Genomic DNA, 25,454 nt, shown 5'->3' with positions numbered 1-25,454 from the left:
TATTCCTCGCTAACTCAATTACTATACAACTTTTATGTCATTAACACTAGTATTTTTTTGACTTTCATAGTAGGATTTGAGTTATGAGATATAAGTATGAAAATAAAAAGAGGAAATATCGAAAAATGAAACCGCGTGTGGGACGCATTGCTATTCTAGTCGTTATCATGATTGCGATAGTCGGTTTAAGTGTGTTTGGTGTAAAGAGTTTAATGGGAATCTTAAACCCACCAAAGCCACATCCTATTGCACTATACGTAAAGGATACAAGTTTATTTAACGAGAAAGCGAGAAATGCTAAAGAAGTTGTACTTCGCGATTTTGCAATAGGTAAAGAATTGCCAAGTCATAAACCACTTCCTGCAGACATGAAAATTGCATGTCTAACATTTGATGATGGACCAGGATATGAAAGTACAGATTATTTATTAGGTGTACTAAAGAAATATGATATCAAAGCAACATTCTTTGTCTTAGGTAGTAAAGCTGAACAAAACCCAGAAATGCTTAAGAAGATTATCAAAGCAGGTCATGAAGTTGCTAGTCACTCCTACGACCATCCCGATTTAACAAAATTAAGTCCCGCAGAAGTGAAACAACAACTCGATAGAACAGATGAAGCAATCCGTAAAGCAGGTGGTAAAACTACAACGCTATTACGTCCTCCATATGGTAATTACAGTAAAGAGATTGAAGAAACAATTGGTAAAGACATTTTCCTATGGACAGTTGATAGTAACGACTGGCGTTTTAAAGGTGACCCACAAGGATCCGCTGATACTGTACTGGGGACTGTTCAACCACAAGCAGTAATTCTATATCATGACATTTACAATAGCAGTGTAAAATCAGCAGAAATCGTAATTCCAAAATTAAAGGAAATGGGATATGAATTTGTTACTGCAAGTAAGTACATGGAACTAACTGGAGAATACTAACATGCTATTAGAAGGAAATATTTCAGTTAAAGCAGCATTGTTATCTCCATATCGTAATGTAAAGAAAATCATAGTTGATAAAAAGAAAAAAAGTAAAGATAGTGGATACATCATCTTCAAGGCAAAAGAACAAGGTGTTCCAGTTGAATCCATCACACGCGAGGAAATCGATGAGATGGCAAGTGGAAAAACCCATGGTGGGATGCTAGCAGAAGTTGAAGATCGAATCTATCAAAATATAGATGACATTAAAAATGATGACTTTGTAGCATTTGTGGAAGGAATCGAAGATCCATTTAATTTTGGATACATCATTCGTTCACTTTATGCAGCTGGATGCACTTGCATCATCACAAATGAAAGAAATTGGTCAAATGCTGCTACAACTGTTACGAAAGCAAGTGCAGGAGCAAGTGAGTACATTAAACACATCACAACATCTAATGTGGCTAATACACTTGAAGAACTACAAACTGCTGGTTTTGAAGTTGTTGCAGCTGCACGTGATGATCATGCTATAGAAATGTATGATTATGACTTCAATAGAAAAGTATGTATTTGCATCGGTGGTGAAAAACGAGGACTTACGAAAGATGTTCTCGAGTTAAGTAACCAACATGTATACATACCTTATAATACGGATTTTAAAAACGCACTAAATGCAGTTGCTGCATCTACGATATTATCATTTGAAATTCTTAGACAAAGAAGGGCAAACACTCCTAATTAGGAATGTTTACCCTTCTTTTAATATTTCATTTATGCGTTTTAAAATCTTTGCATTATCATATTCATAATCATTTAACGATTTCTTACATGAACTTATTTCTTCTGGATGCATAAGTATATCTTTTAATTGCTGATATAATCCTTCTTCACTATTCTCGCATATCCAACCATTAACATTTGGTTTTATTGACATCTGACTTGCAGATGTATCCGTTGCCAATACGGGTATATGAAGGATAAATGATTCACTAATTACCGTTCCAAATGCTTCAGAATATGAGGGTAACAACAAGAAATCATACTGTTTCATCTCTGCATATGGATTGTCTGTATTTCCTTCCATATAAATTACATTTTGTAAATTCAAATCATGTATTTGTTTAACTACATTATCAAATAATGGACCATCACCAAACACATGTACTTTTACTTGATTTAATAGTTTCTCTTTTTGTAATCTAGCAAATACATCAACCATACGACCATATCCTTTTACAGGATGCGCTCGTCCAACAACAACAATATTAATATCTTCATTTTGAATAGACACTTTACTTTGTGCACTAGCGAGTTGTTTGATTCGCTTTGTATCCATTGCAATCGGAATAACTTCCGTAATGTTATCTAAATGATAAATTTCATTAAATTCTTTCACTACATTAGTTGCAACTCCTACTATATGATCAAATTTCGGCAAAAGTTCTTCAAACAATTTTTGATATTTCTCTGTTGGATTAAACGTTCCATAAGCACTATGTAACCAGTGTATTTTCTTTGGTGTATCACCATATGCAGTAAATATTGCTGTAAACCCATCTTTATATGCAACTTCTACATCATAGGATTTATGCATAAATTTCTTACGTTCCTTTGGAATCACCTTTTTTATTCGACCCGTTTTTAAATCAAATATAACTTTCAACTTTCTCAATAATGTTTTTATACTTTTTGATTGAATTGCTTCTTTCAAGGTATAATCGATTGCTTCAAAATAAGGTGAACCATAATATACATGCACATCTTTTGGAAGATGCTTTAACATAGACCCTTTATCGTGTAATATAAGCACATCAATTTGGAACTCATCACGATTTAAAAGGTGGATTAGATCATTTAACACGACCGATACTCCACCCATTTCTCTTTCATCAACTACAAATAATACATTTCTTTTCATATACTTACTTCCCAAATCCAAATGCTAAAAATGACATAATTGCAAAATACAAGATAAAAGCACCACTCATAAATAAGCGTCGTTGCCAATCTTCAATTTGCATGTAGAAGAACTTTTTCATATCAGACCTCCATTAGTCGACAAATAAGTACCCACAGTAAATATAAATCATATCGTTCCAAAAGTAATTTGGATTAAATAATTGAAATACAACATTACTTGTTTGAAGTGTAATCACATTTAATTGAATTAACGTCATAAACACAACAAGTAACACTGCAACAATTTTCTTGTATGGACTACCTGAAAAACTTTTCTTTGAGAACACATTTAGTGTTGCCCCAAAGATAATCAATGCAACAATCTTTAAATATAAGTAAAAGTTTGTGACAAAGAATGAAGCAGGATTTGCCCAAAACGCAATGAGCGCACAAACAACTATAACAAGTGCTGGTACTCCCAATTTACGAAGATCACCCATTAAACTTCAACCTCAACCTTTTCCATAACATCACCGTTATGCATGTTTCTTACAGCACCCATGTTATCAGTAACTTGACCAAAAACTGTATGAACACCATCTAAGTGTGGTTGTGCATCGTGAACAATAAAGAATTGACAACAACCTGTATCTTTTCCACGGTGTGCCATTGATAAAGCACCTTCCACGTGCTTGTGTGGATTTCCTTCTGTTTCACATTTGATTGTGTAACCTAAATCCCCTGTTCCATTTCCATTTGGACATCCTCCTTGAGAAACAAAACCAGGAATTACACGGTGAAATGTTTTTCCATTGTAATATCCATCATTAATCAATTTCACGAAGTTCGCAACTGTTTTCGGTGCATCTTCATCGTATAAAACAAAAGGAATTTCAGCTCCATTTTGCATTGTAATTTTTCCGTTAATCATATTTTTACCTCACTTAACTATGTTAGATATTATATCACAAGATTCGCATAAATCTTTTCGAAGAATAGATTTGTAGTTTGCGACCTTTAAATATTTTATTGCCTAGTACACCAGCAAACTCAAAATGTTCAATAATATTGACTGGACAACTCATGATTTTATCAAACACCATACGTGTATCATATAGATACAATTGTAGGTAATCTGCAAGCATTGTCTCTACACGTTCCATTCCATGTACACCCATTGATAGTGGTCTAACACTGCTTATTACATCGATATTCGTTTGCTTCATATAGTTCTCACCCAGCCAACTTTCACGTGCTCCACTATCAAAGCCAAAAATACTTGCCTGTTTGTTTGAATCAATCACGATACATGTTGGAAATGCAGAAGGAATAAAGTTTTGAATTGGAAACTCTTCTTGTGGTTCAATCATTGAAAAAGTTTTATGTACATCATCTAATTCAAAATCTAAATGGCTCAAAACATCCCAACCTAGAATCCCATCAAAATCCATCAGATTGATTTTTACTAAAGGAATTGTAAAGTGTTTATCATCAATCACAACAAATGGTTGGTTTTGCAGTTCCACTGAACCAAAATATACACGCTCTACAGAAACTGTTTTTGCTTTTGCTCGTTTCCCTCCAAAGCTGCCCATTTCCATATCGTGATTTGTAGGTGTTGATTTCACAGTCGCTAATGTACTTTCAAAAAGCACACTACACTGTGCACCTGTATCAATCAACATCGATACTGCCTTTCCTTGAATCAATACATCACATACATATAAACCTACCTTGTCTTGTTTCATCTTCATAGTGAATGTTGGTGTATGTTTGATTATTTTTCGATCTTTGAAAAATGCACGACCATCATATGTTTTTTTACTTTCCATCAGTTGTGGTTCATACATTTCAAAGCATTTCTTAACTGTTTCTTTTTCTTTATTTGAGTAACTAAATGTTTTTTCTACTCTTGTCTTAGCGTTAACTATCATATTGAAATTATAACATGTTATACTAAGAATATCGGAGGATAAACTAACTATGAAAACAAATAAAGAAAAACTTGTTATGCATTCATTAATTGGGAAGATTCATCACCCAACAGGTAGAGGATACCGTGTGGGCTATGATGGTAAAGGAAGAATCATCCCAGCTGTAGGAGGAATCACGTATAATTTCCAAATCGGTGATTCTTGTATGGGTATTGTTGGTGACCACGTAGAACCAGGTGTATCAATCCAAAACCCAAACAAAGATGAAAATCCTGCACTTCAATTATTTAGCTGTGTTGGAAATAAAGTTCGTATCACAAGTGGAGATGCAAAAGGAAAAACCGGAGTTATCACTGGAACACATGGTGGAATTGAACATGCATTTGTTTACTTTGACGAAGATGTGTTAGATCTTCTTAGTGGAGATGAAACGATGTTAGTTAAAGGATATGGTCAAGGACTAGCAATTGAAGAATTCCCAAATATTAAAGTGATGAACTTAGATCCAGAATTATTTGAAATCATGGAAGCAAAAGAATTTCTTCGTGAAGAAGAAAACCATTTAAAAATTGGAGTTACCCACATTATCCCTGCATGTTTAATGGGATCAGGATTGGGTGCTAGTGCTCTTGAAAGTGGTGACTATGATATCATGACGCAAGATGAAGACATGAATAAACAATACAAACTTGATACATTACGTTTTGGAGATATTGTTGCTATCGAAGATCATAACGGATTTAATGGACCACACTATAAAAAAGGTTCTTGGATCATTGGGGTAATTGTTCATAGTGATTCTTACACATCAGGACACGGTCCAGGTGTATGTGCATTATTTACCTCAAATGATGATAGTATTGTTCCATTCATCGACAAACAAGCAAATCTTAAAAACTTTATTAAGTAATTGAAAAACGAGCAGTATCTTCGCTCGTTTTTTTTATATCCATCTTCCTATTTTGCTTTACACCTTTGTATTATTTATTCAACTCGTTCAGGATTCCATCAGCGATTGCTTTTGCAATTGCTTTTTGGCCTTTCTCACTGAGTATGTATTTTCCATCAGATTCATTATCAATATATCCAACTTCAACTAGTGTAGTTGGAACCTTAGCAAATCCAACCATATGAAGTAAGCCCGTCCCATCAATTATTCCATTACTATTTGTATATTTTATTCCTTCAAGTTCTTTCATAATCGATGTCGCTAGTGCCAATGAAGTTTCATTTGTGGTGTCTGTAAAAGCCTCAACACCGGTTCTTGTTCCTTCATCACTTGCATTACAGTGAATCGAAACTAAGTATGTTGCGTTTACTTTCTTTGATTCATCAATTCGATGTTGCATATCATCTGCTTCAATTTCTGAATATAGTTCATCAGTCGTTCGCGAATATACAACATTCACACCTGCATCTTCTAAATTCTTACCAACTTTTTTAGCAATCGAAAGATTGATATCTTTTTCATACTTTCCATTATACGCAAGTGTTCCAGCATCAATTTCACCATGTCCTGGGTCAATATACACTGTCGCTTTTTTATTTTTATCATCATTTTGTGTGTTTGTATCACCTGTTGTAACATCATTAACTGTTGCTGAAGCGTTTTTGTCTTCGAAAACAATGACTAGCCCAACAAGTAACACTGTCACTCCAAGTAAAATTTGCAAATATCGTCTAACTTTTCTCATACGAAGATTATAACAAAGTTCCACATCCTTGGATATGAAAAACGCACACTTTTATGTGTACGTTTTCTGAACTTTATTCTCTTGCTTCAATTCGACATTTTTCCGAAAGATCTAAATGTTTTTGCAAAAGGTCGATGGTTAATGGTTTCGTATATTGTTTGGTCTGCTTTGACACCTTTTCTGAGTCAGCTTTCTCATTTTCATATACGGGAATCGGGTAATTCTCAATGAGTTTTGTTCGTCCTTTTTCAACAATACACTTTGCCATTTCTTTGGCAAGTTTGGTTTTTTTATCACTTCGTTTTACGACTGCAATAGATTCTGTTAATGCATAATTTCCTTCTTTTGGATCAATAAAATCAATAGGTAGTCCCTCTTTTTTATCCGCAACTGCTTGGTGACGTAAGCCAAACCCGATTGCTACTTCTCCTGCACGAACTTTCTTTAATGGTCCTGAACCTGAACTTTCTAAATGCGGTCCTGCATTACGCATGATTTTCACTAGCAAGTCCTCTGCTTCTTTTTCTCCGTACGTATCAATCAAGGTTTGCACCAATAGCCACCCTGTACTTGAGCCAGCCATATCCACAATTGAGATGTGATCTTTATACACTGGTTTTGCTAAATCTTTTATCGATGTTGGTACTGGTAAATTTGCTTCTTCTAATTCTTTTGTATTGATAATAAGTGAACCTTCAATCGCTAGCAAAGGTGTACGATACTTCGGTGTTTGCTCCAAAGGTGAAATACTTTCATCTAAATTTACGAACATTTTATTTTCACTTTGTGCTGAATCTATATAATAACTAGACATCGTTACGATATCTGCTTCTACATCAATACCTTCTCCTAGCAGTTTTCCGCCTAGTTCATTTGTTCCATAGGCTTGAAGGATGTATTTGTTTTCAAAGCCATTTTCATCAAGTACTTGCTTGATTACTTCTTGTGCTTCTTCATCTGCATTGGAATAAATAATCACTTTGCTTGATTCTTTTTTTGCACACCCACTTAACGTACAAGCAAGTAGAATGATGACAACGATGATTTTATTTAGCTTCGACATAATACCGTTTCTCGCTTTCTTTTTTTGTTAAATGGTTCATCAGTGTTTTCATGATGATATTTGTAATAAAAATAAGTAATGATAATACAAAGATGTCAGCAAACTTCGCAAAGTGTTGCAACTCCTTAATCTTTGTTGTTATGACTCCTGTTTCTGCACCAACCAAGAAAATAATCGCACTAATGGTTACCATAGAGTTTATAAAATAGTATGAGAACATTTCAAAAACTGTTGAAATTGAACATGGAATCATGACTTTACGTAATGTTCCAAACCAACTATCACCAAGTAATCTTCCTGTTGTTTCAAATGATAAATTCATTTTCATAAAGGCATTTTTAATCATGACATATGGTGTTGAGAAAAAGTGTACAACATTACAAATAATAAGAATGATATATGTGTTTTGGATATTGGTTCCTTTAAATGCAAACATAAAGCCAATCCCAACAACCATCCCTGGCAAAGCATTTGTTAGTGTAGATACAAAATCAATACTTCCACGAATCAGTTTTGGCATTTTTCCACGTGCACTAATAATCGCTGCAACATAGGATACGATTGTTCCACAAACTGCAGTAGCAATTGCCACAATAAATGAGTTTTTCACAACATCAAGTAAATTTGCACTTTGGAATGTTTCAACTACATGAACTAACGAGAAACTTATGTCATATGGCCACTCTTTAACAAATGGCAATATAAAAATAACGGCAAATACAGATATAACCCCTAACATGATGCAAGCTGATACGATTCCACAAAACCAGTTCTTCTTTTTCACTTCAGGTAGCATAACAGCAGATATATTTTCATAGCGAACATTCATTTTTTCGATTTTACGTACAACGAGTACAGCTACAATTGATGGTATCAACATCACTAAAGAAATAACTGCCCCATTATGGAAGTTAGGAATGGATCCTAACATTTGGTTATATAGTGTACTTGCAATAACTTCAAACTGTCCACCTATCGCTGCTGGAATTCCAAAATCCGTAAAACTTAAGAAAAACGTTTGAATAAATGCAATAACAAGTGTATATGCTAATGGTCGAAATACGGTATGGAAAAAGCGTCGCAATGGCGAGTCACCCATTAGTATCGAAACCAAAAACTGTTTCTTATCGATGTAGGTCATAGTATTTTTTATTAACACAAAAGCAATTGGTAAGGTATAAATTAAATATCCAATTAGTAATCCATTAAACCCATACAGATTGAATGGTTGAAAACCAAATAGTTTAGTGAATACACCTTGTTTACCAAATGTATAAATAATTGCAAACCCATAGGTAATCGTTGGCATAAGCATCGGCATTGTTGCTACTAGATTAATTAGTTTCTTAAACCATTTTGGTACACTTGTAAAATGAATGGTATATGCTAAAAAGAATGCAATACCCGTAGATAACAATGCTGTAATACTCGCAATTAAAAAACTATTACTAAGTGAAGTAACAAATCGTTCTTTACTAATGACCTTTACAATATTATCCAAACTTATGACACCATTTGTTTGAATAGCACGCATAAGTACTAGTACCAATGGATAAAATAGAAATATTGCAAATAATGCAAAGATAAAGATATATATAAGTTTTAATTCATGATTACGCTTAAACATGTTGGTCTCCAAATAGTTTAAGAATATTATCACGTTTGATATGTAATTGATGCAAAATAAAGTTCTCTACGAACTTCGTTGCTGGTTTCTCAATAATCTCTTGTGGTGTTCCATATTGTGCAATCTTTCCACCATCCAGTATAAGAACCTTATCCGAGAGCGTCAGCGCTTCTTCTGGATCATGAGTAACAATTATCGTAGTAAGTTTAAACTCTTCTGAGATTTGCTTAATCGTGTCTTTAATCGATTCTTTGATTACTCCATCAAGTGCACTCAACGGTTCATCTAACAATAATACCTTTGGTTTTAATGTTAGCGTTCTTGCTAGTGCCACTCTTTGCTTTTGGCCACCAGACAGTTCACTAATCTCCTTATTTAGATGCTCACGTAAATCAAGTAGATCAATTAAGTCATCTACTTCTTCTTGTGTTGATACACTAGGGTTATTACGCCATCCGTAAACGATATTACGTCCAGCACTTAAATGTGGAAATAAAGCATAATCTTGAAACACAATATTTAAACCACGTTTCTCAATCGGTAGATGTGTAATATCTTTTTCATCTAGTTCAATAGTTCCTGCATCGATTTCTACAAGACCAAGCAAACAATTAAGTAATGTGGTCTTACCACTTCCACTTGATCCTAGTATTGAAACAATTTCGCCATTATTTATTGATAAACTTATATCTTCAAGTACAGTATTGTCACCATACGATTTCTTAATGTTTTTTAATGTTAACATAGAGACTCTCCATTTTTCATATGCTACACATTTTACTAGATATATGAACACATAACAATAGATTTAGTGATATTTATGTACATTTTTGTATAAAAAATCATTTTTTTGAACAAAATAAAAGGAAGTTCCGATTATATTGGAACCTCCACTCTTTGTTCTCGTACTAACGCTACCTTGAATTTTTCTCTCTTGGGTATAGCAGGATAAAATGGAAGAACAAAGAGAGTCTATCCTGCTACATATATTAAGAGACACAATTGTACATGAAACTTCAAAAAAAATAAAAAAATCTCAGGTTTCCCTAAGATTGATGTATTTTGGTTAATATTCCATTTGCAATAGCTTCAGCAATTTGTTGTCTTCCTGTTTCTGTTTGAATAAATACATTATCATCTTCATGATCTAAATATCCAATTTCAACTAGCGTTGTTGGCACTTCAGCAAAAATCACTAAATGCAGTAATTCAGTTGCATCAACAATACCATTGTTATCTGTATAATTTACTTCCTCCAATTTCTCTTCAATGATTTTTGATAATGAAAATGCCTCTGCATCATTTGGATCTGTATACACTTCAAAACCTTTTCGTGTACCATACTCACTTGCATTACAATGAATTGAAACAAATAGATCTGCTTTAGCGACAACGGATAAATCAATTCGACTTTGTAAGTCATCCACATTTGAAGTAGAAAGTTGTACATCGCTCGTACGTGAATAAGCAACGTTCACTCCATTTTCTTTTAGTATCTCTCCAATACGAAGTGCAATGTCTAAATTAATATCTTTTTCATACATACCTGATAATGGTATCATTCCAGAATCTACGTCACCGTGTCCTGCATCAATAAATACGGTTGCTTGTTGTTTTGGTAACACTAGCTGTTTTGATGGAAGCATGCGTACATGTTGAATAGCAGCAGTTGGTCCTTGATCATTTGATGTAACTCCCACAAGTAACATCAATACAGCAATCACGATGATTCCTAATCTTTTCAATGTTTTCATGGTAGAAGTATAACAAAATCATATATAACAGACTACACTTTTTCTAACATCACATAACTTCACAAAAAAAGCTCACAAATCATGTGAACTTTTTGTATACTTCGTTTAAATAACAATGTAGAAATTTGGTCTATAACTTCCTTGACTACCATATGTAACACCCGTTGCAGGCGTTCCAGCATGCACGTAACTTCCATTTCCTAATGAAATTGCTACGTGGTAAGGTGAACTATCTCCACCCCAGAATAATAATGCTCCTGCTGGTGCGTTTTGAACATCATAATAATGTTGACCTAAAGCAGCTTGTGCTCCCGTAGTTCTTGCACCTAACCCAAATGAATATTGGACAAATCCCGAACAATCAAAACCTGCAGGTGAAGTTCCACCATATACATATGGAGAACCAACAAGTGAGATTGCAGTTGCAATTCCACCACCTCTAGCAGCATTAGCCGCAGGTGTTGGAGCTTGTACTACATTTTGCTCGTTAGCTGTCTCTGCACTTTGGTTTGCTTGCCGTTCTTCTTCTAATTCTGCTTCACGTCTTTCTTTGGCAGCTTCTTCATCTTCACTTACAGTTACAACTAATTGTGCTTCTGCTTTGTTTCCATTAGCATCAACTGCTGTATATGTGAATGTATAATCTCCGTCGATGTATAATCCATCTTCGTTTTCTTCGATTTCTCCACTTACTGTGTAGTTTACTACTTCATCATAGTTATCAAATACACCTGTCACATATGCTTGAGGATCAAAATCTCCTGTATCAAGTACATCTACATGTGTTTCTGATAAAGCAATCACTGGTGCTTGTGTATCTACATATTTCACATTTACTAAGTATGAGTTAACTGCAAATACATCATCAGCGATTACAGGTTTGTCGTTGTTTAGTTCTACTTTATTTACACTGTCACTTGCATAAGCTTCTTTTGATTGAATCTTAATTGCTACAGTATCTTCTCTTAATTCTTTTGTTGGGATACGATCCAATTTCACTACGTAGTTACCAATTTCATATCCTTGGCTTCCATCGTTAAGTGTAATTGCTTTTGCATCGTATACATTACTTTCATTTCTTGAAATGATTTCTTTAGCAACATCAATGATTGCACTATCATCACCATAGTTCACTTTGATTGCTTTTTCATTTAATGGAGTAGCAACTTCTACTTTACGAAGAACAGTTGCTGCATCAACTTGTGAGCGTCCTAGTCCAGTAAATGTAAATGTTACTGCAAATACTAAAGCAGCAGTAGTTGTTGTTAAGACAAAGTGTTGAAAGTTGAAGTGTATTTTACCAAAACGGTTTTCAATTGTAGATAAAGCAACACTTGCTTTATTTGCAATTGAAGTACACGTAGTTTTCGTTTGTTTGATAACTACTGGATAGATTTCTGTAAATGCTGCATCTGCTTTATGTAAAGCTTGTTTGCATCTAATCAAAGATGCACCAAGTAATTCATTAGCTACAACGCTTGCTTTTACTTTACAAGTAACTGCCCATGAACTGGCTTCGCGTAAACCGTATTTAAAATTACATACTAAAGTCGCATTAAGCTTCTTTATGTTTTCTACTATTTTATTCATTGAACTCATATTTGAACCCCTCAGAATGTTTCATCATTTTCTAGTTAAAATCAAAATAATTTTACTCACTGATAATACCATTATGAAAGCCCTTACACAACGATATCCCAAACTTTCACACAGTTGAAATCAGACTTTTTTGGGTGTCAAAACATTCATTTTTCAAGCACTGTATGATGGTTTTCATACATTAAAAGTATCGATGTTTTGTATTGTTTTGTCATTTTTTGAAGGTAAATAGTCTCATTTGCATACTTTAAAATTCATTTTTTTTGTAGAAAAAAAGTGACTCATTTTTCAACGAATCACTTCCACAAACAATTTTTTAGTTAATTAATCGTTTTTGCTTCCACCTAGAATTCTTAAAATAAATAAGAAAATATTAATGAAGTCTAAGTATAGTTCTAGTGCCATGTAAATTGATGCACGATTTACCATTTCTGAATCATTTTGATAACGTGCATAAATCGTCTTCATTTTTTGAGCATCCCATGCAGTTAAACCTGCGAATACGATAAGTCCAATAAATGAGTAGACAAATGAGTCTCTACTCCATCCAAATAGCATAGAGATAAAACTATAGATAATCATTGCAAACAATCCAGCCATTGCAATTGATCCAATTTTTGTTAAGTCTTTTTTCGTTGTTAATCCAATCACCATCAAACAAGCAAAGTAAACTGCTGCCATTGCAAATGCTTGTGCAATTGTTGCAACATTATAAATAATTGGTAAAACAGAGAATGTAACCCCTGTAATTGCCGCATACCCCATAAACAGAGCTAATGCAACTGCAGGCCTTACCTTGAATACAAGTGAGCTAAAAGCAATAACAATTGCAAATTGTGCAATTACAATTGCAATCACTCCAAAGCGACTGCTAAAAATTGAATACATCATCTCAGGAGTATTATATAAATAAAATGCTACTCCAAAAGTGACTGCTAATCCTAGAAACATCCAACCGAATGTTTTCGTTAATTGTTTACGTAATGAATTCTCATTGTTAATGGATAATTCAGGTCCATTTTTCCCTTCATAAGTTTCCATGAGTAATTTCCTCCTTTGGTATAACTTATCATATCACACCTATATATAGTTTCAAGTGAGTTCACCATAAATTCATATAGCTATACTCATGTTTTTCATTATAAATAATTGTTATTATTCGCAATTCATTCTATAATTTATATATATGATTCAGGGGGGGACCATTCATGTTACAAAAAGTAAAGGGAACTTTTAAGAAGGTAAGAAATGTGTGTGTTACATTATTTATATTATGTTGTTTTATCATAAGTGGCTGTGGCGTTGATGCAACTGATGATACATCGAAAAAATCATCTGGTGCTACACTCTCATCAACTCTTTCGACTTATGAAGGACGATTGATTCCTTTAAAAAGTAAAAATGCAGAGGCTAAACAAAAAGCCGCTGATGAAGAAGCTAAGAAAAAGGAAGAGGAAGAAAAAAAGAAGAAAGCGGAAGAAGATGCAAAACGAGAAGCGGAAGCAAAAGCGTACTTAGAAGCGCAAACTGCCAAAGAACAAGAACGTTACCGAATTGAACAGGAACGGCAAAAAGCTGCAGAAGAAGCAGAAAAGAAGGGACAGTACAACCCATCATATTATGATTTACCACGTACATTACAGTACTATTCACAACGTGATCCACGTTGGGCAAGTCACGCATTCAATCCTGCTTGGAATATGGCAAACTCAGGTTGTGTTCCTACTTCATTAGCAATGGCATTAACTGCTGCTGGTATACCTGTATCACCAGTAACTGTAGCCGACTATTTATACTACAATACCAATGAGTTCAACAAACAATACATTGGTACAACCGGCGTTGGTATACGTATTGCAGTTGAACATTATGGAGCAACATCCACAAACTTAATGAGCCAACAACAGCTTGTTGAAGCACTTGCCAAAGGACAAACGGTCGTCGCTGCAGTTGGTCCAGGTAACTGGGCACCTGCTGGAGCATCTCATGCTATTGTCTTAAACGGATATAGCAATGGATATACCTATGTGTATGATGTATATAGTGATACACGTAGTGGTGCATTCTTAGTTAGTTCCATTTGGAATCAACGAAGTAGCGATCCAGTTGATGCAAATGATGGTGGTGCATTATTCCATGCAATTACAAAAGCAAAGGTTGTAAAAACAGAAGACACCATTTGGGTAGATGAAGCAGGTAGTATTTTGCGTGCTAAAGAAAATGGAACAAAACTAGATAATGATGGTATTTCAGATATTCCTGGATATTCTGTTGTGTCTGCTATAACCACTACAGATGAAAATGGAAATATGCATACGGTGAATACATATCACAGAATTGTGACAACTACTGTATGGCAAGATGAACAAGGTACAATCCTCAAAGCAAAAATCGAAGGAAATTTACCAGACAACGATGATGTATCTGATATTGGTGGTTACATTTTATTAGAAATCAAAACAATTAAAGATCCAAATGGTGATACACGTATTATCAACATTTATCGAAAAGCAGAAGTAAATGAGTAACCAAAAGGAGTAAGCAATTGCATGTAGCAGTTACTTACTCCCTTTTTCTATTTCATAATATGTTGTTTATAGTATGTAGATTGTTTACGTAGTTCTTTATCCACATATGTAAATCCATACGTTTCAACTAGTGTTTTCTTATCTGAGAATAGATTTGTTCCTAGGTTCAAACGATCCCCTTCGATTGTAACCCCCATACTCGCTAATACAGTTGGAAACATATCTAGTGTTACAAATTCGCGATTGTATGGTTGTAATGGCTGTACCGCGCTATTTAAAAAGCAATTAAAGGTTGTTCGTTCATACGACTTATCATACGTCGAATGAATATACCCTGCTGCCATACTCAAGTGATCTCCACTAATAACAACCGTTGTATCTTCATAGAAATCTTGTTGTTTCAACCAATCTAAGAACTCTGAAAGTTCCTTAATATCACAAGCAATAACATTACTTAATCGCTCACTATATTGTTCTTTACATTGCGCATCAACATACCCATATGGATGGTGTGTATCGACTGTTAACATCGCAAAGTAAAATGGATCCTCACTTTTTGTAAGTTCAAGCAACTCCGATTTAGCAAAATCAAATAGTTTACGATCTTCATAACCCCAAAATTCTTTATAGTCCTTTGCAAGAAATCCGTGTTCTTTTGCATAACGCAAATCAAAGATTTTAAAATCTCCATGATCTTTAAAATACGATTGTCTTCCACCAAAAGCAGCATCACTACCAATAAGATATTCCAGTTGATATCCTTTGGCTTTTAAAATATCACCAAGTGCAGTTAATCCTGGAAAGAATGGTTGTGATTCACTAAATCGTTTACAGTTCAAAGGCACAAGCAATGGTATTCCAGCGCTTTGTCCAACAAGACCTCCTGTTGTCCATCCTGTCCCTGATAATTCTTTAGCACCACCTAAATTCTCCTTATGCGAGAAATGCACGTTTTCTAAAGCATAATCACTAATTGGGTATAGTAAATCATCTTTATAGTTTCCACCCTTCTCAACACTACTATATGTGTTCTCAAGTGATTCTACATAAATGTGAATCAAATTACGTTTTCTCTCAGGGAAAGTCAGTTTTACTTTACTAGCATCGACATAGTTTTCTTCATAGAAATTCGTTTTTCTAAACAAGTTGATAATCCACCCAAAAATACCAACTTCTTGCATCGCAAGTATAAGCAGTACAACAAGTGCTCCATAACTTAAAATAGCTGCAATGTCATAAAATACAAAACAAATCACTCCTGCAGCAACTAGCGCAATTACTAATGCTTTAATAAAGCAAAGTTTTACCCAGTCAATTAAGAACTGTGGATTGGCTCCTTCTAAAGGTACTTTTAAATGAAATACGATTTGTTCGAAACAGGATAATCCAAAGTATTGTATCGCCCACCGTGCACTAATATATGCTAATAAACCGATAAATAGGATGAATAAAATTACATAATAACTCATTTTCGTATTATACCACTACATCAAGAAATGATGCATGTAAAATTGATTCAAATGCATCTTTACTTGTCTCTATTTGTTGTCCAATTTTTCCTGCACTTACAATTATCGTATCAAGTGATAATGCACTTGCATCAATAACTGTTGGGAATAATTTCTTCATTCCAAACGGTGAACAACCTCCACGTACATATCCAGTTAGTGGAAGTAATTCTTTGACATGAATTAATTCGACCGATTTTTCTTTTACTGCTTTTGCGGCTTTCTTTAAATCTAATTCATGTAGTACAGGAATCACAAATACATAGTGTTGTTTACTTTTAGCTACACATACAAGTGTTTTGTATATCATCTCTGCTGGCTTTCCAATTTGCAAAGCACTTTCTCCAGGCTTACCATCTTCACTTGGCACATAACTATATGTATGATATTCAAATTTCTTTTGTTCAAGAATACGCATTGCATTAGTTTTTTGTAGTTTCTTCATATGACACTTCCTTTTTTTCTTTACAACATATTATAATATGTTTTAGTTTCATGCAATGAATAGGTGATAAGCAATGTAAAGCTAATCTTTAATTTGCTTTTATTACGAAACTATAATTCTAATATGCCTTACCCCTAATCACAAACATCAAAATACTTTTGATTTAAATTGTATTAATCAATTAAATAGAAAAGATATAATGCTGTTTAGATAAGCATTCAAAAAAGACACTTCGTAACAATACGAAATGTCAATAATCTACTCAAGTACAATCACATAATTCTATGCGTTTATTATCATCTAATAATCCTTAATATTCTTTGAGTTTTTTAGGTTTAATGCTTTACTTAAATCTGTTGGTGAGAATTTCATTTGAAATCCATCATTATCAGTAACCATTAGTGTTTCAGGATGTTGTTTATATTTGAAATGTAAATAGTATGACCACGTGTCTGATCCATCATGCCAAGTGATTATCATAGTGTCATTTAATGTGCCTGATTCAATTCTCACTCTTTCTCCATCATCTCCATTACCATCGGTAAAAAAGTACACATAGCCCTCGTCAAAGTCTATTATATAATATTTATCATAATAGGATCCAGACTCCCTGTAAGCGAATTTTCCAGAATTTCCATTGCAAGCTTGCTCTTTAGTATTCGTAGAGTAATACAATTTAGAATTATCAGTCGTTTGGTTTGATTCTATATCTTCGCTTAACGAATTACTGGTTTCTTTTGTTTCTACACTAACTCCATTACGACTACAGGATATTTTATATTTAAGACTTTGTGAATTATTCATCTTAAATTTAATTTTCCCATTCAATGATTCATCAGAAGCACTTATAAATTTTAATGTGTGTTCACCTTTAGTAACAAGTAAATTATAAGTTTTCTTATCTCCATGTTTTATTTTTTCAACATATTCATCATCTATGAATATTTCTACGTCATATGTACTAAAGATTAAATTTTCCTTACAATCTACTTCCAACTCTAATTCAAATTTTGTCTCTGTAACTGATATATGTATCAATTTATTACCGACATATTCTACTTCAAGTGTATTTCCGTTACTATTCTTAGCTGAGAAAGTTTTTGAAGTGTTCTCCACTGATTCCGAGTAACCCATACCTTTACAGTTCTCAATATATTGAATATAATCATCTTTCGACATATTACCGACATATAAGCTGTAATTTTTCTCATCATCATTTTCGATTACACCTAATAACGAATTTGTAGTTGGGATCATTTTAGCAAGTTCACTAGTTGACCAAGTGATTTCATGCAAATCCATTGGTTTCTCCAAATTTATATTCATTATTTCATCTTCTAGACTATACTTTAAAAACAATAAATATCCATCAGCATTATATACATGTGTTCCTTCTTCATCTTTTTCTAGCTCAATTGCAAACCCTTTTTCTTCACAGGCAGTAACATAATTATCATAATCTATTGAATTAATTTCGTGCACTTCTAATTTAAGAGATTCTTGAGAATTAGCTATAACACTACCATATATTGATTTTGGTTTTGGAAGTTTTTTTGATAATTCAATTTCACTCCATTCAAACTTCTCTCTTGTATCAACTTCCTCTTCGTTTTTCTCTTCTTTATTACTTGTACTGACATATGAATACTGTTTATTTACTGATTTTTCATAACCAAACATTTGCTTATACGGAATCATCAATACAAAAGAAACAGCGATTACTATTATATACATGTACGTTTTGTCTGACTTTATTTTTCCTTCCTTAATTAAGAAAGATACTACTACCAGTACAATTTGAATAACTGAAATGGCAAAAGAATATTTACTCCCAAATAGATACGCGATAATACCTAACAATGAAAATATAACAATGCTAACTGTCATTACTCTCCCAAACAATGTTAATTGACTCCAAAACAGTATAGCTTCTTTTTTTATAGTATCAATTACTTTATTTTCATTCGTATTTACTTTTACTTCATTTCCACAATTTGAACAAAATTTATCTTTCCTATTTATATTCGTCCCACACTTTTCACACTTCATGTAATATCCCCCTCAAATAATTGTAATTATGTAGCTTCAATACAAAACATATCATCGCAAAAATAATATTTGTACTTAATATTAGTATAAATGTTGAGCAGTATTCACGCAATCGAATTAATAAGACTCGCTTTTTGCTAAACTCACTACTTTTGACCGCGAATGTTTTTTAATTCAACACTATAATTCAATGCTGCCAATCGCTTTTTAACATGTTTTAGAGTCACTTTGCTGAAAAAAGGTATTCTAGGTAAATCATTCAAATCATTTGTAACAATACCAAAAATAATTTTATTGCTTTTCGTACTTGTTAACTTAAATTCATTATCATTAGATATTTCTGCAATTTTGGAATTGGCTAGCTCTAGAAAACTGCGATCTTCACGAATAAGCTCTCCTGATACCAATCCTTGATTGAATAAATGACTCAATGTCGCTGAACCATTATAGCGCTTAACATGTATCAATTCACCATTCTTTGATAAGACGTCACATACTTCAATACTACTGTGTCCTCCTCCGTAATAAATCACTTTTGCATCCATACAAATTAACTCATCGTTCCGTGAGTTAGTAAGTTTTTGATTATAATCATTCTCACTTGTCGATTCGCCATACTCTATAAATTCTTCTTTACTCACATTTGTGCTGTCATAGTCTTCTTCTACTTGCTCAACTAGATCTTTACTGATTTGATACCACTTATTTTTATTTATTGTATATACTTCATTATTGTACTTTACTTCGCCAAATACACAATCACTTAATCTAAATATTTTTTGCTTTTCATTAGTTTCATTATTAATTAAATAAACATATTTATTTTTTAACTGATCATATTCTTCAAGCGGATTCCTAAAACTTTCTACGATATCTTTAACTATAAAATCATCAAACATGTCCATATTTGATATCCAGAACCCTTGATAGTTTTCCCATTGTATAATATCAGGTGGAGCAAACCAAAAAGCGCTATTATCTCTATTAAGTGATTCAATAACTTTTTTGTTTAACTCATCTTTTAATTCTTTGTTCTTTACCTCTTTAATTTGATCTATCCATGGAAATTTGTTTTTATAATCATCTGTACTATACTTTTCAAAAACCTTTTCTAGAAACTCTTTTATATTTCTAATATCCACTTCCGCCGTAATTGAAAGAGCATCACTACCACTTATAATTCCTTCCGAAAAATTTGAATCAGTACCTTTTCCAGCAACACTGGCAACAAGATCTCGATTTACATCAACACCAAAATCATCTACACCAGATTTTTTTGGTAATTGCTCGTTGCTTATTTTAAGATTTCCACCAATATTTATTTTGCTTATTCTCCTCAAACTGTCTGTATCAATTGAATTTAGTGTAACCTTTAATCCAAAACGCTCTTCAACAACATCATCATTAAGTAAAGATTTGCCATAACCCATCACTACAGCAAATGTTCTTTCAATATAATTATGTGAAACTGTAACTAACAGAACTGAACGAGCATTTGATGTCTTAAGTTCATCATTATTAATTTCATTCAAAAGAAATTCACTTAACCATCTTGGTTTATTTTGATATGACTTCTTGTAAAAAACTACTCCTACACCGTTCACTTCGTGTCTTTTAATATTTTCATCATCCTTAATTATATCCTTTTCAGTAAGATCTTTTTCTATTAGATAGACAGAAATTCGATTTTTATTGTGTGTCATATTTCCTCCTTATAAAAACTTTTATATAAATATAATACATCTATTTTTATAATAATTCACTATAGATTCTTTCTATGATTTTCAGTTAATGGTACATATTTGCTATAAAAACAAAATCCTCCTTAAGTTTCATCGCGTTTGTAATTTATACACGCAATTCTCTTAAAGAGGATTATTTTAGTATTGATAAATACCCTTCATTATCCTTCTTGGATGAATTTTAATAATTCTTGAGCAGCTACGTTAATACCATCACGGTCACCACGGTCAAGACCTAAGTGTGTGAAGATTTCTCCAACGTAGATGTTGTTTGCTTTCAATGTATCAAAGACTTCGTCAATGATTGGATCACAAACTTCTTGTTTTTGCATTGGTCCAAATGGGTTTGCAAAGTACGTAGTTGATAAACCAACTTCTTGCGTTGTTCCTTTAGCCATACGTTTACCTTCAACGAAGATTGGTTTTGCTTCATCCATGTCTTCAATTTGACGCATGCCTAAATCTGTATCGTAGTTATTTGCATAACAGAATAAATCGATTTTATGGTTACGTGCAATTACGCTATATGGTGCAGCAGGTGTGATAACACGTGCATTCAATACATCTGGGTTGATGAAGATTGAACGGTCCATATCACGATATGGAGTTCCAGGATCTAAGTCATCAAGACGAATGAAGGCACCAATTTCTGTACCTTGTCCATAAGGAACACCATCTTCGATATGAATCGTTCCCATGTCGTCAAAGACAACTTCGATATCTTTAATTACATCATTACCTAATGCTTTTAAGGCTTCAATCGATTCTGATTTACCAGCTCCACTATCACCCATTAACATAATACCTTTACGTTTTCCATCGTAAAGTGTGATATTTACAAAGGCACCGTGAATTGGTAACCAACCACGTCTCATCATAACAAGGTTGTGTAATGTAAGTACCATTTTCTTCATGTATCCAAAGTATTCTGCTTGTTGCATGTAAGAAACACTACCTACATAAATATCGTTTTCTTCATCATAGAAGAATTTCGTTTCATCTTTACCATCTTGATTTGCAAATTGGACAATTGCATCTGGTTTTTGTTGTGCTTCTTCTGGGTTTGCTAATTCAAATAAGTTAGCCAGTGATACTCCACTACAAGTGAAATCGCGGTGGAAGTAAATATGTACTAATAAATCCCCAACTTTTGCAGGGTAGCAAAACCAAGTACTCTTATCTCCAGTAAAGTATTCTACAGGGTTTCTATCCGTTTCTTCAAACATACCCGTACGTTTGTTTGATCTTGTTGTTAAGATCATTGGTGTACGCAACATTACTGCTTCAATCATAGGGATATCCGCAAATGCTTTATATGTTTCAGGGAACGTTAACTTACGTGCACGATATGTTGACATCGCTGAGTTTGTTCCTGCTTGTAACTGACGGTACACACCACTTTTTCTTCCCTGAAGTTTTTGTTCAAGGAAACGGTATGAACTACGAAGTAATGAATTGAAGTTAGAATCTGAAAGCACGAAGCTTGACGCATTTCTACCAGTGTAACGTTGTCTTGTATAAGAGAAACGTTGGTGAGATTTCCAGTAGTTATATAGCCCTTCGACAAATTCAAGTAATTTCGCTTTATCTGTTAAGTAGTAATCATCAATTTCATCTGGATTCATTACGATAAGTTGACGGAACACGCGTGATAATGCACGTGTAGCTTGATCCATTGTAAATCCATTAGTTACCCAAGCATGTAAGTCTGGATCACGTTTTTCCAAATGTTTTAAGTATTTTTTCGCAAATAAACCTAACGATCTAGAACCAAGTAGTTCAGACATTGATGTAGGGTATGCTAAGTCGAAATTAATAATCGCCACATTGTCATGTAAATATAGTTTTTCTTTCATTAAATTACCTCCACTCCATTAAACATTAGTACCATTGTACACTAAAACAACACTAAAAAAAAGCATTTTTGAAAAAAGTTTCTTTCCTATAATGTAAATTGTTTCATAAATGTAAGTATATTCATTACGTAGTATTCATCGACGATTCGTTCATAAAAAATAAAGACTTGTACTTTTTTACGAATTTATTTTCCTGTATACTAATACTATAAAGAGTATAAAGAGGGCCTTATGCAAGATACGATTTCGAAACTACAGAACACACAAGACCATCAAATTAAAATTTTTCTTATACTTTTCGCACTTATCTTTATTGGTAGTGCTTTTTTATTGGATTCCGTAAGTACTATTATAGATGGAATGTCCACAATCATTATGGAAGGAGATCGCCTAATTACAGACTATGTAGAGATTGCTGGATTTGGTGCGACCTTTTTAAATGCAGGATTGTTGATGCTTTTATCTCTTGGCTTATTGCAACTATCCAAGGCAAAACTTAGTGGTATGGCAATCGCTGCTGTATTTCTCATGGGAGGATTTGGGATGTTTGGTAAAAACATTGTCAATATATGGGGAATCATCACTGGCGTATACATCTTTGCAAAACTTCAAAAGCATCCATTTAGACAGTACATCTATATTGCTTTCTTTGGGACAAGTTTAGCACCACTTACTAGTGAACTCGCCTTATGGCACAACAACACCATTATGGCACTACTTGTGGCATTTCTAGTCACTGTGGCGGTCGGTTTCTTTTTAGCACCTGTCTCTAATGCTTGTTTAGCTGTACACCAAGGATATAATTTATATAATGTTGGTTTTGGTGCTGGACTTGCCGGCACGATTATTTATGCAATCATCTCACAAATCGGTTATGAAAGCACACCAGTATTACATTGGTATGATTCACACCATCTTGGTGTTATCCTTTTATTATATGGTGTGTTCATTTGCTTTATCATTTGTGCGTTTATTTTAGATAAACAAGTACTTAGTAAGTATCGTCAACTGATGAAACGTTCTGGACGACTTGTTAGTGATTTTATTCGTTCGGATAATTGCGGTCCCGTTTTATTCAACATGGGAATTTTAGGCATTACCTACACAAGTTATGTATTACTTGTTGGTGGACATATTAATGGACCCACGATTGGTGGAATCTTGACGATTGTCGGTTTTGGTGGATTTGGTAAACACTTACGAAATACTATTCCTTTAGTCCTAGGTGTAGTCATTGCTGGATATGTAGGAATGGGACACTTAGATGAACCAGTGATCTTACTTGCTGCCTTATTTGCAACTGGACTTGCACCAATTGCTGGACAGTTTGGCTGGATTGCTGGAATTGTGACAGGAATGCTACATTTAGCTTTAGTACAAAGTATCGGAGCATATCACGGAGGAATCAATTTATATAACAATGGATTCTCTGCTGGACTAGTCGCATTATTTGTTTTACCAATCATTGATGTATTTGCTAAACAAAGACGTCGACAACAAGAAGCGAGGTTCTCAAAACGTGTAGAAAATGATACACTAGAGGAAGAGATTATTAGGAGATAACTATGACACATCAACAATTTGAAGTACTTGTTACATTTACACAAAAGAAAGAAAAATACGCACAACGCGATATTGCTAAACAACTAGATGTATCGCTTGGTGTTGTAAACAAAGCTATCCAAGAATTACAAGAACTTGGATACATTGACGTACTAGGAAAATCGAAATATGAGGTTACTGCAGCTGGATACAAGGCATTAGAACCATATAAGGTAAAACGTGCAATCTTTATGGCAGCAGGATTTGGTAGCCGCATGGTTCCTGTTACCTTAAATACACCAAAGCCATTAATCAAAGTGAAAGGCGAACGTATCATTGATACCTTAATTGATGCAGTTCTTGCAGCTGGAATTGAAGATATTACAATTGTTCGTGGATACTTGAAAGAACAATTCGATACCCTACTAACAAAATATCCAATGATTACATTCATTGATAATGATTTCTACAACGAAGCAAACAATATTTCAAGTGCATATATTGCGAAAGATTTACTTGAAAATGCTTATGTACTAGAATCAGATTTAGTCTTATATAACCCAGAGATTATTCGCGCTTACGAATACAACAGCAACTACTTAGGTAAAAAAGTAGATGTCACTGATGACTGGTGTTTCTATTCAAAGAAAGGTGTTATTACAGAACTTGCAGTTGGTGGTAAAAACTGTCACCATATGTATGGAATTTCTTATTGGAGTGCAGAAGATGGTAAGAAACTAGCAACCGATATTGAAACTGTATACCAAAGTCCAGGTGGTAAAGAAAAATACTGGGATGAAGTTGCATTACGTGAATGCATTGATCACTATAGCGTGCATATTAAACCCGTTCATGAAGGTGATATTATTGAAATTGATACCTTTAAAGAACTTTGCGATATTGACCCAGCATATAAAGTCGTATCATGAGACACACCAAACGTATTATAAGTAAGATATCTGAGGAACTTACGACGTATGCGTATGCCATAGGGGCAAACGATATCCAAATTCACATCAAAGAGGAAATTGATGCACACATCATTTCCTTAACTTGTGATTATAAAGACATCTATCAATCGATGGTAGATGATCTTGAAGTTAAACTATTTGGTAACCGTCTAGAAGCAGTAGAAGAAATGTATTGGAATTTAACTGGGACAAGTGATCTTAGTAATGAGTTCGAATTTGACTTGCTAAACTCATTAATCGATGAAGCAAACGTCACACATGCAACCAATCATTTAGAAATTCAACTTATTCGGTACCGACACGACTAGTTCGCTATA

The 25,454-nt window shown here is 33.8% G+C and carries 23 protein-coding genes; 7 read left to right on the top strand and 16 right to left on the bottom strand.

What is annotated here, in order from left to right:
* Nucleotides 1-125 precede the first annotated feature (125 nt).
* Both M2098_RS02140 and M2098_RS02135 read left to right on the top strand, forming a co-directional pair.
* Nucleotides 126-938: a polysaccharide deacetylase family protein gene (locus M2098_RS02140; protein WP_280681300.1), complete on the top strand. Its 813-nt coding sequence runs from the start codon at nucleotides 126-128 to the stop codon at nucleotides 936-938.
* 1 nt (nucleotide 939) lies between these two features.
* Nucleotides 940-1,668, top strand: a complete 729-nt coding sequence (locus M2098_RS02135; RefSeq protein ID WP_280681299.1) for an RNA methyltransferase — start codon at nucleotides 940-942, stop codon at nucleotides 1,666-1,668.
* Nucleotides 1,669-1,674: 6 nt separating this feature from the next.
* On the opposite strand, the gene M2098_RS02130 is transcribed toward M2098_RS02135, so the two are convergent.
* From M2098_RS02130 to M2098_RS02115, 4 genes are all read right to left on the bottom strand, one after another.
* Complete coding sequence (locus tag M2098_RS02130) at nucleotides 1,675-2,844, bottom strand: glycosyltransferase (RefSeq protein WP_280681297.1); 1,170 nt, start codon at nucleotides 2,842-2,844, stop codon at nucleotides 1,675-1,677.
* Between the two features lie 133 nt (nucleotides 2,845-2,977).
* Entirely contained in the window at nucleotides 2,978-3,325 is a 348-nt protein-coding gene (locus tag M2098_RS02125) for a hypothetical protein (RefSeq protein WP_280681295.1), read from the bottom strand.
* On the bottom strand, nucleotides 3,325-3,756 hold the full coding sequence (locus tag M2098_RS02120) for a peptidylprolyl isomerase (protein WP_280681293.1): 432 nt from the start codon (nucleotides 3,754-3,756) through the stop codon (nucleotides 3,325-3,327). The genes M2098_RS02125 and M2098_RS02120 overlap by 1 nt, the downstream gene beginning before the upstream one ends.
* Nucleotides 3,757-3,790: 34 nt before the next feature.
* A complete protein-coding gene (locus tag M2098_RS02115; protein WP_280681291.1) occupies nucleotides 3,791-4,759 on the bottom strand; it encodes a retropepsin-like aspartic protease in 969 nt (322 codons plus the stop codon).
* 49 nt (nucleotides 4,760-4,808) lie between these two features.
* On the opposite strand from M2098_RS02115, the gene M2098_RS02110 reads away from it, so the two are divergent.
* Nucleotides 4,809-5,669 carry a DUF4438 domain-containing protein gene (locus M2098_RS02110; RefSeq protein ID WP_280681289.1) on the top strand — a complete coding sequence of 287 codons (861 nt, stop codon included), beginning with the start codon at nucleotides 4,809-4,811 and terminating at the stop codon, nucleotides 5,667-5,669.
* A 70-nt stretch (nucleotides 5,670-5,739) separates the two neighbouring features.
* Here M2098_RS02110 and M2098_RS02105 read toward each other — a convergent pair whose 3' ends face one another.
* From M2098_RS02105 to M2098_RS02075, 7 genes are all read right to left on the bottom strand, one after another.
* A complete protein-coding gene (locus M2098_RS02105; RefSeq protein WP_280681287.1) occupies nucleotides 5,740-6,453 on the bottom strand; it encodes an N-acetylmuramoyl-L-alanine amidase in 714 nt (237 codons plus the stop codon).
* 73 nt (nucleotides 6,454-6,526) lie between these two features.
* The gene (locus tag M2098_RS02100; RefSeq protein WP_280681285.1) at nucleotides 6,527-7,516 is read right to left on the bottom strand and encodes an extracellular solute-binding protein; all 990 of its coding nucleotides are present in this window, start codon (nucleotides 7,514-7,516) and stop codon (nucleotides 6,527-6,529) included.
* Nucleotides 7,500-9,143, bottom strand: coding sequence for an ABC transporter permease subunit (locus tag M2098_RS02095; protein WP_280681283.1), 1,644 nt, complete (start codon nucleotides 9,141-9,143; stop codon nucleotides 7,500-7,502). The genes M2098_RS02100 and M2098_RS02095 overlap by 17 nt, the downstream gene beginning before the upstream one ends.
* Nucleotides 9,136-9,888, bottom strand: a complete 753-nt coding sequence (locus M2098_RS02090; RefSeq protein WP_280681281.1) for an ABC transporter ATP-binding protein — start codon at nucleotides 9,886-9,888, stop codon at nucleotides 9,136-9,138. Before M2098_RS02090 ends, M2098_RS02095 begins: the two co-directional genes overlap by 8 nt.
* A 301-nt stretch (nucleotides 9,889-10,189) precedes the next feature.
* On the bottom strand, nucleotides 10,190-10,897 hold the full coding sequence (locus tag M2098_RS02085; protein WP_280681279.1) for an N-acetylmuramoyl-L-alanine amidase: 708 nt from the start codon (nucleotides 10,895-10,897) through the stop codon (nucleotides 10,190-10,192).
* A 105-nt stretch (nucleotides 10,898-11,002) separates the two neighbouring features.
* The gene (locus M2098_RS02080; RefSeq protein ID WP_280681278.1) at nucleotides 11,003-12,496 is read right to left on the bottom strand and encodes a C40 family peptidase; all 1,494 of its coding nucleotides are present in this window, start codon (nucleotides 12,494-12,496) and stop codon (nucleotides 11,003-11,005) included.
* A gap of 324 nt (nucleotides 12,497-12,820) precedes the next feature.
* On the bottom strand, nucleotides 12,821-13,537 hold the full coding sequence (locus M2098_RS02075; RefSeq protein ID WP_280681276.1) for a Bax inhibitor-1/YccA family protein: 717 nt from the start codon (nucleotides 13,535-13,537) through the stop codon (nucleotides 12,821-12,823).
* Nucleotides 13,538-13,704: 167 nt separating this feature from the next.
* Between M2098_RS02075 and M2098_RS02070 the strand changes: the two genes are divergently transcribed.
* Nucleotides 13,705-15,024 (top strand): C39 family peptidase, encoded by a 1,320-nt coding sequence (locus M2098_RS02070; RefSeq protein ID WP_280681274.1) that lies wholly within the window; start codon nucleotides 13,705-13,707, stop codon nucleotides 15,022-15,024.
* A 47-nt stretch (nucleotides 15,025-15,071) separates the two neighbouring features.
* Here the strand turns inward: M2098_RS02070 and M2098_RS02065 are convergent, their stop codons facing one another.
* The 5 genes from M2098_RS02065 to M2098_RS02045 form a co-directional block, all read right to left on the bottom strand.
* The gene (locus M2098_RS02065; RefSeq protein ID WP_280681272.1) at nucleotides 15,072-16,493 is read right to left on the bottom strand and encodes an LTA synthase family protein; all 1,422 of its coding nucleotides are present in this window, start codon (nucleotides 16,491-16,493) and stop codon (nucleotides 15,072-15,074) included.
* 7 nt (nucleotides 16,494-16,500) lie between these two features.
* Entirely contained in the window at nucleotides 16,501-16,977 is a 477-nt protein-coding gene (ybaK, locus tag M2098_RS02060) for a Cys-tRNA(Pro) deacylase (protein WP_134169609.1), read from the bottom strand.
* Between the two features lie 300 nt (nucleotides 16,978-17,277).
* A complete protein-coding gene (locus M2098_RS02055; protein ID WP_280681268.1) occupies nucleotides 17,278-19,026 on the bottom strand; it encodes a zinc ribbon domain-containing protein in 1,749 nt (582 codons plus the stop codon).
* A gap of 146 nt (nucleotides 19,027-19,172) precedes the next feature.
* Complete coding sequence (locus tag M2098_RS02050; RefSeq protein ID WP_280681267.1) at nucleotides 19,173-20,729, bottom strand: DUF6119 family protein; 1,557 nt, start codon at nucleotides 20,727-20,729, stop codon at nucleotides 19,173-19,175.
* A 200-nt stretch (nucleotides 20,730-20,929) separates the two neighbouring features.
* Nucleotides 20,930-22,624, bottom strand: a complete 1,695-nt coding sequence (locus tag M2098_RS02045; protein ID WP_280681266.1) for a hypothetical protein — start codon at nucleotides 22,622-22,624, stop codon at nucleotides 20,930-20,932.
* Nucleotides 22,625-22,855: 231 nt separating this feature from the next.
* On the opposite strand from M2098_RS02045, the gene M2098_RS02040 reads away from it, so the two are divergent.
* From M2098_RS02040 to M2098_RS02030, 3 genes are read left to right on the top strand one after another with little or no spacing between them, the layout of a single operon-like run.
* The gene (locus tag M2098_RS02040; RefSeq protein ID WP_280681265.1) at nucleotides 22,856-24,187 is read left to right on the top strand and encodes a DUF1576 domain-containing protein; all 1,332 of its coding nucleotides are present in this window, start codon (nucleotides 22,856-22,858) and stop codon (nucleotides 24,185-24,187) included.
* Between the two features lie 2 nt (nucleotides 24,188-24,189).
* On the top strand, nucleotides 24,190-25,095 hold the full coding sequence (locus tag M2098_RS02035; protein ID WP_243833745.1) for a phosphocholine cytidylyltransferase family protein: 906 nt from the start codon (nucleotides 24,190-24,192) through the stop codon (nucleotides 25,093-25,095).
* Nucleotides 25,092-25,445 carry a hypothetical protein gene (locus M2098_RS02030; RefSeq protein WP_280681264.1) on the top strand — a complete coding sequence of 118 codons (354 nt, stop codon included), beginning with the start codon at nucleotides 25,092-25,094 and terminating at the stop codon, nucleotides 25,443-25,445. Before M2098_RS02035 ends, M2098_RS02030 begins: the two co-directional genes overlap by 4 nt.
* The last annotated feature ends 9 nt before the right edge of the window (nucleotides 25,446-25,454 follow it).

Source organism: Breznakia sp. PFB1-19, from assembly GCF_029893935.1.
In the GTDB taxonomy this organism is placed as follows: domain Bacteria; phylum Bacillota_I; class Bacilli_A; order Erysipelotrichales; family Erysipelotrichaceae; genus Breznakia; species Breznakia blatticola.
Note: the sequence above shows the minus strand (reverse complement) of the source record. Positions and strands in the feature narration are given on the sequence as shown.

What these genes read in the sequence shown, in the direction of transcription:
- M2098_RS02050 (WP_280681267.1), bottom strand. Translation starts at nt 20,729, where the DNA reads ATGACACACAATAAAAATCGAATTTCTGTCTATCTAATAGAAAAAGAT.
- M2098_RS02120 (WP_280681293.1), bottom strand. Translation starts at nt 3,756, where the DNA reads ATGATTAACGGAAAAATTACAATGCAAAATGGAGCTGAAATTCCTTTT.
- M2098_RS02085 (WP_280681279.1), bottom strand. Translation starts at nt 10,897, where the DNA reads ATGAAAACATTGAAAAGATTAGGAATCATCGTGATTGCTGTATTGATG.
- M2098_RS02035 (WP_243833745.1), top strand. Translation starts at nt 24,190, where the DNA reads ATGACACATCAACAATTTGAAGTACTTGTTACATTTACACAAAAGAAA.
- M2098_RS02100 (WP_280681285.1), bottom strand. Translation starts at nt 7,516, where the DNA reads ATGTCGAAGCTAAATAAAATCATCGTTGTCATCATTCTACTTGCTTGT.
- M2098_RS02065 (WP_280681272.1), bottom strand. Translation starts at nt 16,493, where the DNA reads ATGAGTTATTATGTAATTTTATTCATCCTATTTATCGGTTTATTAGCA.
- M2098_RS02030 (WP_280681264.1), top strand. Translation starts at nt 25,092, where the DNA reads ATGAGACACACCAAACGTATTATAAGTAAGATATCTGAGGAACTTACG.
- M2098_RS02090 (WP_280681281.1), bottom strand. Translation starts at nt 9,888, where the DNA reads ATGTTAACATTAAAAAACATTAAGAAATCGTATGGTGACAATACTGTA.
- M2098_RS02040 (WP_280681265.1), top strand. Translation starts at nt 22,856, where the DNA reads ATGCAAGATACGATTTCGAAACTACAGAACACACAAGACCATCAAATT.
- M2098_RS02140 (WP_280681300.1), top strand. Translation starts at nt 126, where the DNA reads ATGAAACCGCGTGTGGGACGCATTGCTATTCTAGTCGTTATCATGATT.
- M2098_RS02055 (WP_280681268.1), bottom strand. Translation starts at nt 19,026, where the DNA reads ATGAAGTGTGAAAAGTGTGGGACGAATATAAATAGGAAAGATAAATTT.
- M2098_RS02125 (WP_280681295.1), bottom strand. Translation starts at nt 3,325, where the DNA reads ATGGGTGATCTTCGTAAATTGGGAGTACCAGCACTTGTTATAGTTGTT.
- ybaK (WP_134169609.1), bottom strand. Translation starts at nt 16,977, where the DNA reads ATGAAGAAACTACAAAAAACTAATGCAATGCGTATTCTTGAACAAAAG.
- M2098_RS02110 (WP_280681289.1), top strand. Translation starts at nt 4,809, where the DNA reads ATGAAAACAAATAAAGAAAAACTTGTTATGCATTCATTAATTGGGAAG.
- M2098_RS02070 (WP_280681274.1), top strand. Translation starts at nt 13,705, where the DNA reads ATGTTACAAAAAGTAAAGGGAACTTTTAAGAAGGTAAGAAATGTGTGT.
- M2098_RS02095 (WP_280681283.1), bottom strand. Translation starts at nt 9,143, where the DNA reads ATGTTTAAGCGTAATCATGAATTAAAACTTATATATATCTTTATCTTT.
- M2098_RS02075 (WP_280681276.1), bottom strand. Translation starts at nt 13,537, where the DNA reads ATGGAAACTTATGAAGGGAAAAATGGACCTGAATTATCCATTAACAAT.
- M2098_RS02130 (WP_280681297.1), bottom strand. Translation starts at nt 2,844, where the DNA reads ATGAAAAGAAATGTATTATTTGTAGTTGATGAAAGAGAAATGGGTGGA.
- M2098_RS02115 (WP_280681291.1), bottom strand. Translation starts at nt 4,759, where the DNA reads ATGATAGTTAACGCTAAGACAAGAGTAGAAAAAACATTTAGTTACTCA.
- M2098_RS02080 (WP_280681278.1), bottom strand. Translation starts at nt 12,496, where the DNA reads ATGAGTTCAATGAATAAAATAGTAGAAAACATAAAGAAGCTTAATGCG.
- M2098_RS02045 (WP_280681266.1), bottom strand. Translation starts at nt 22,624, where the DNA reads ATGAAAGAAAAACTATATTTACATGACAATGTGGCGATTATTAATTTC.
- M2098_RS02105 (WP_280681287.1), bottom strand. Translation starts at nt 6,453, where the DNA reads ATGAGAAAAGTTAGACGATATTTGCAAATTTTACTTGGAGTGACAGTG.
- M2098_RS02135 (WP_280681299.1), top strand. Translation starts at nt 940, where the DNA reads ATGCTATTAGAAGGAAATATTTCAGTTAAAGCAGCATTGTTATCTCCA.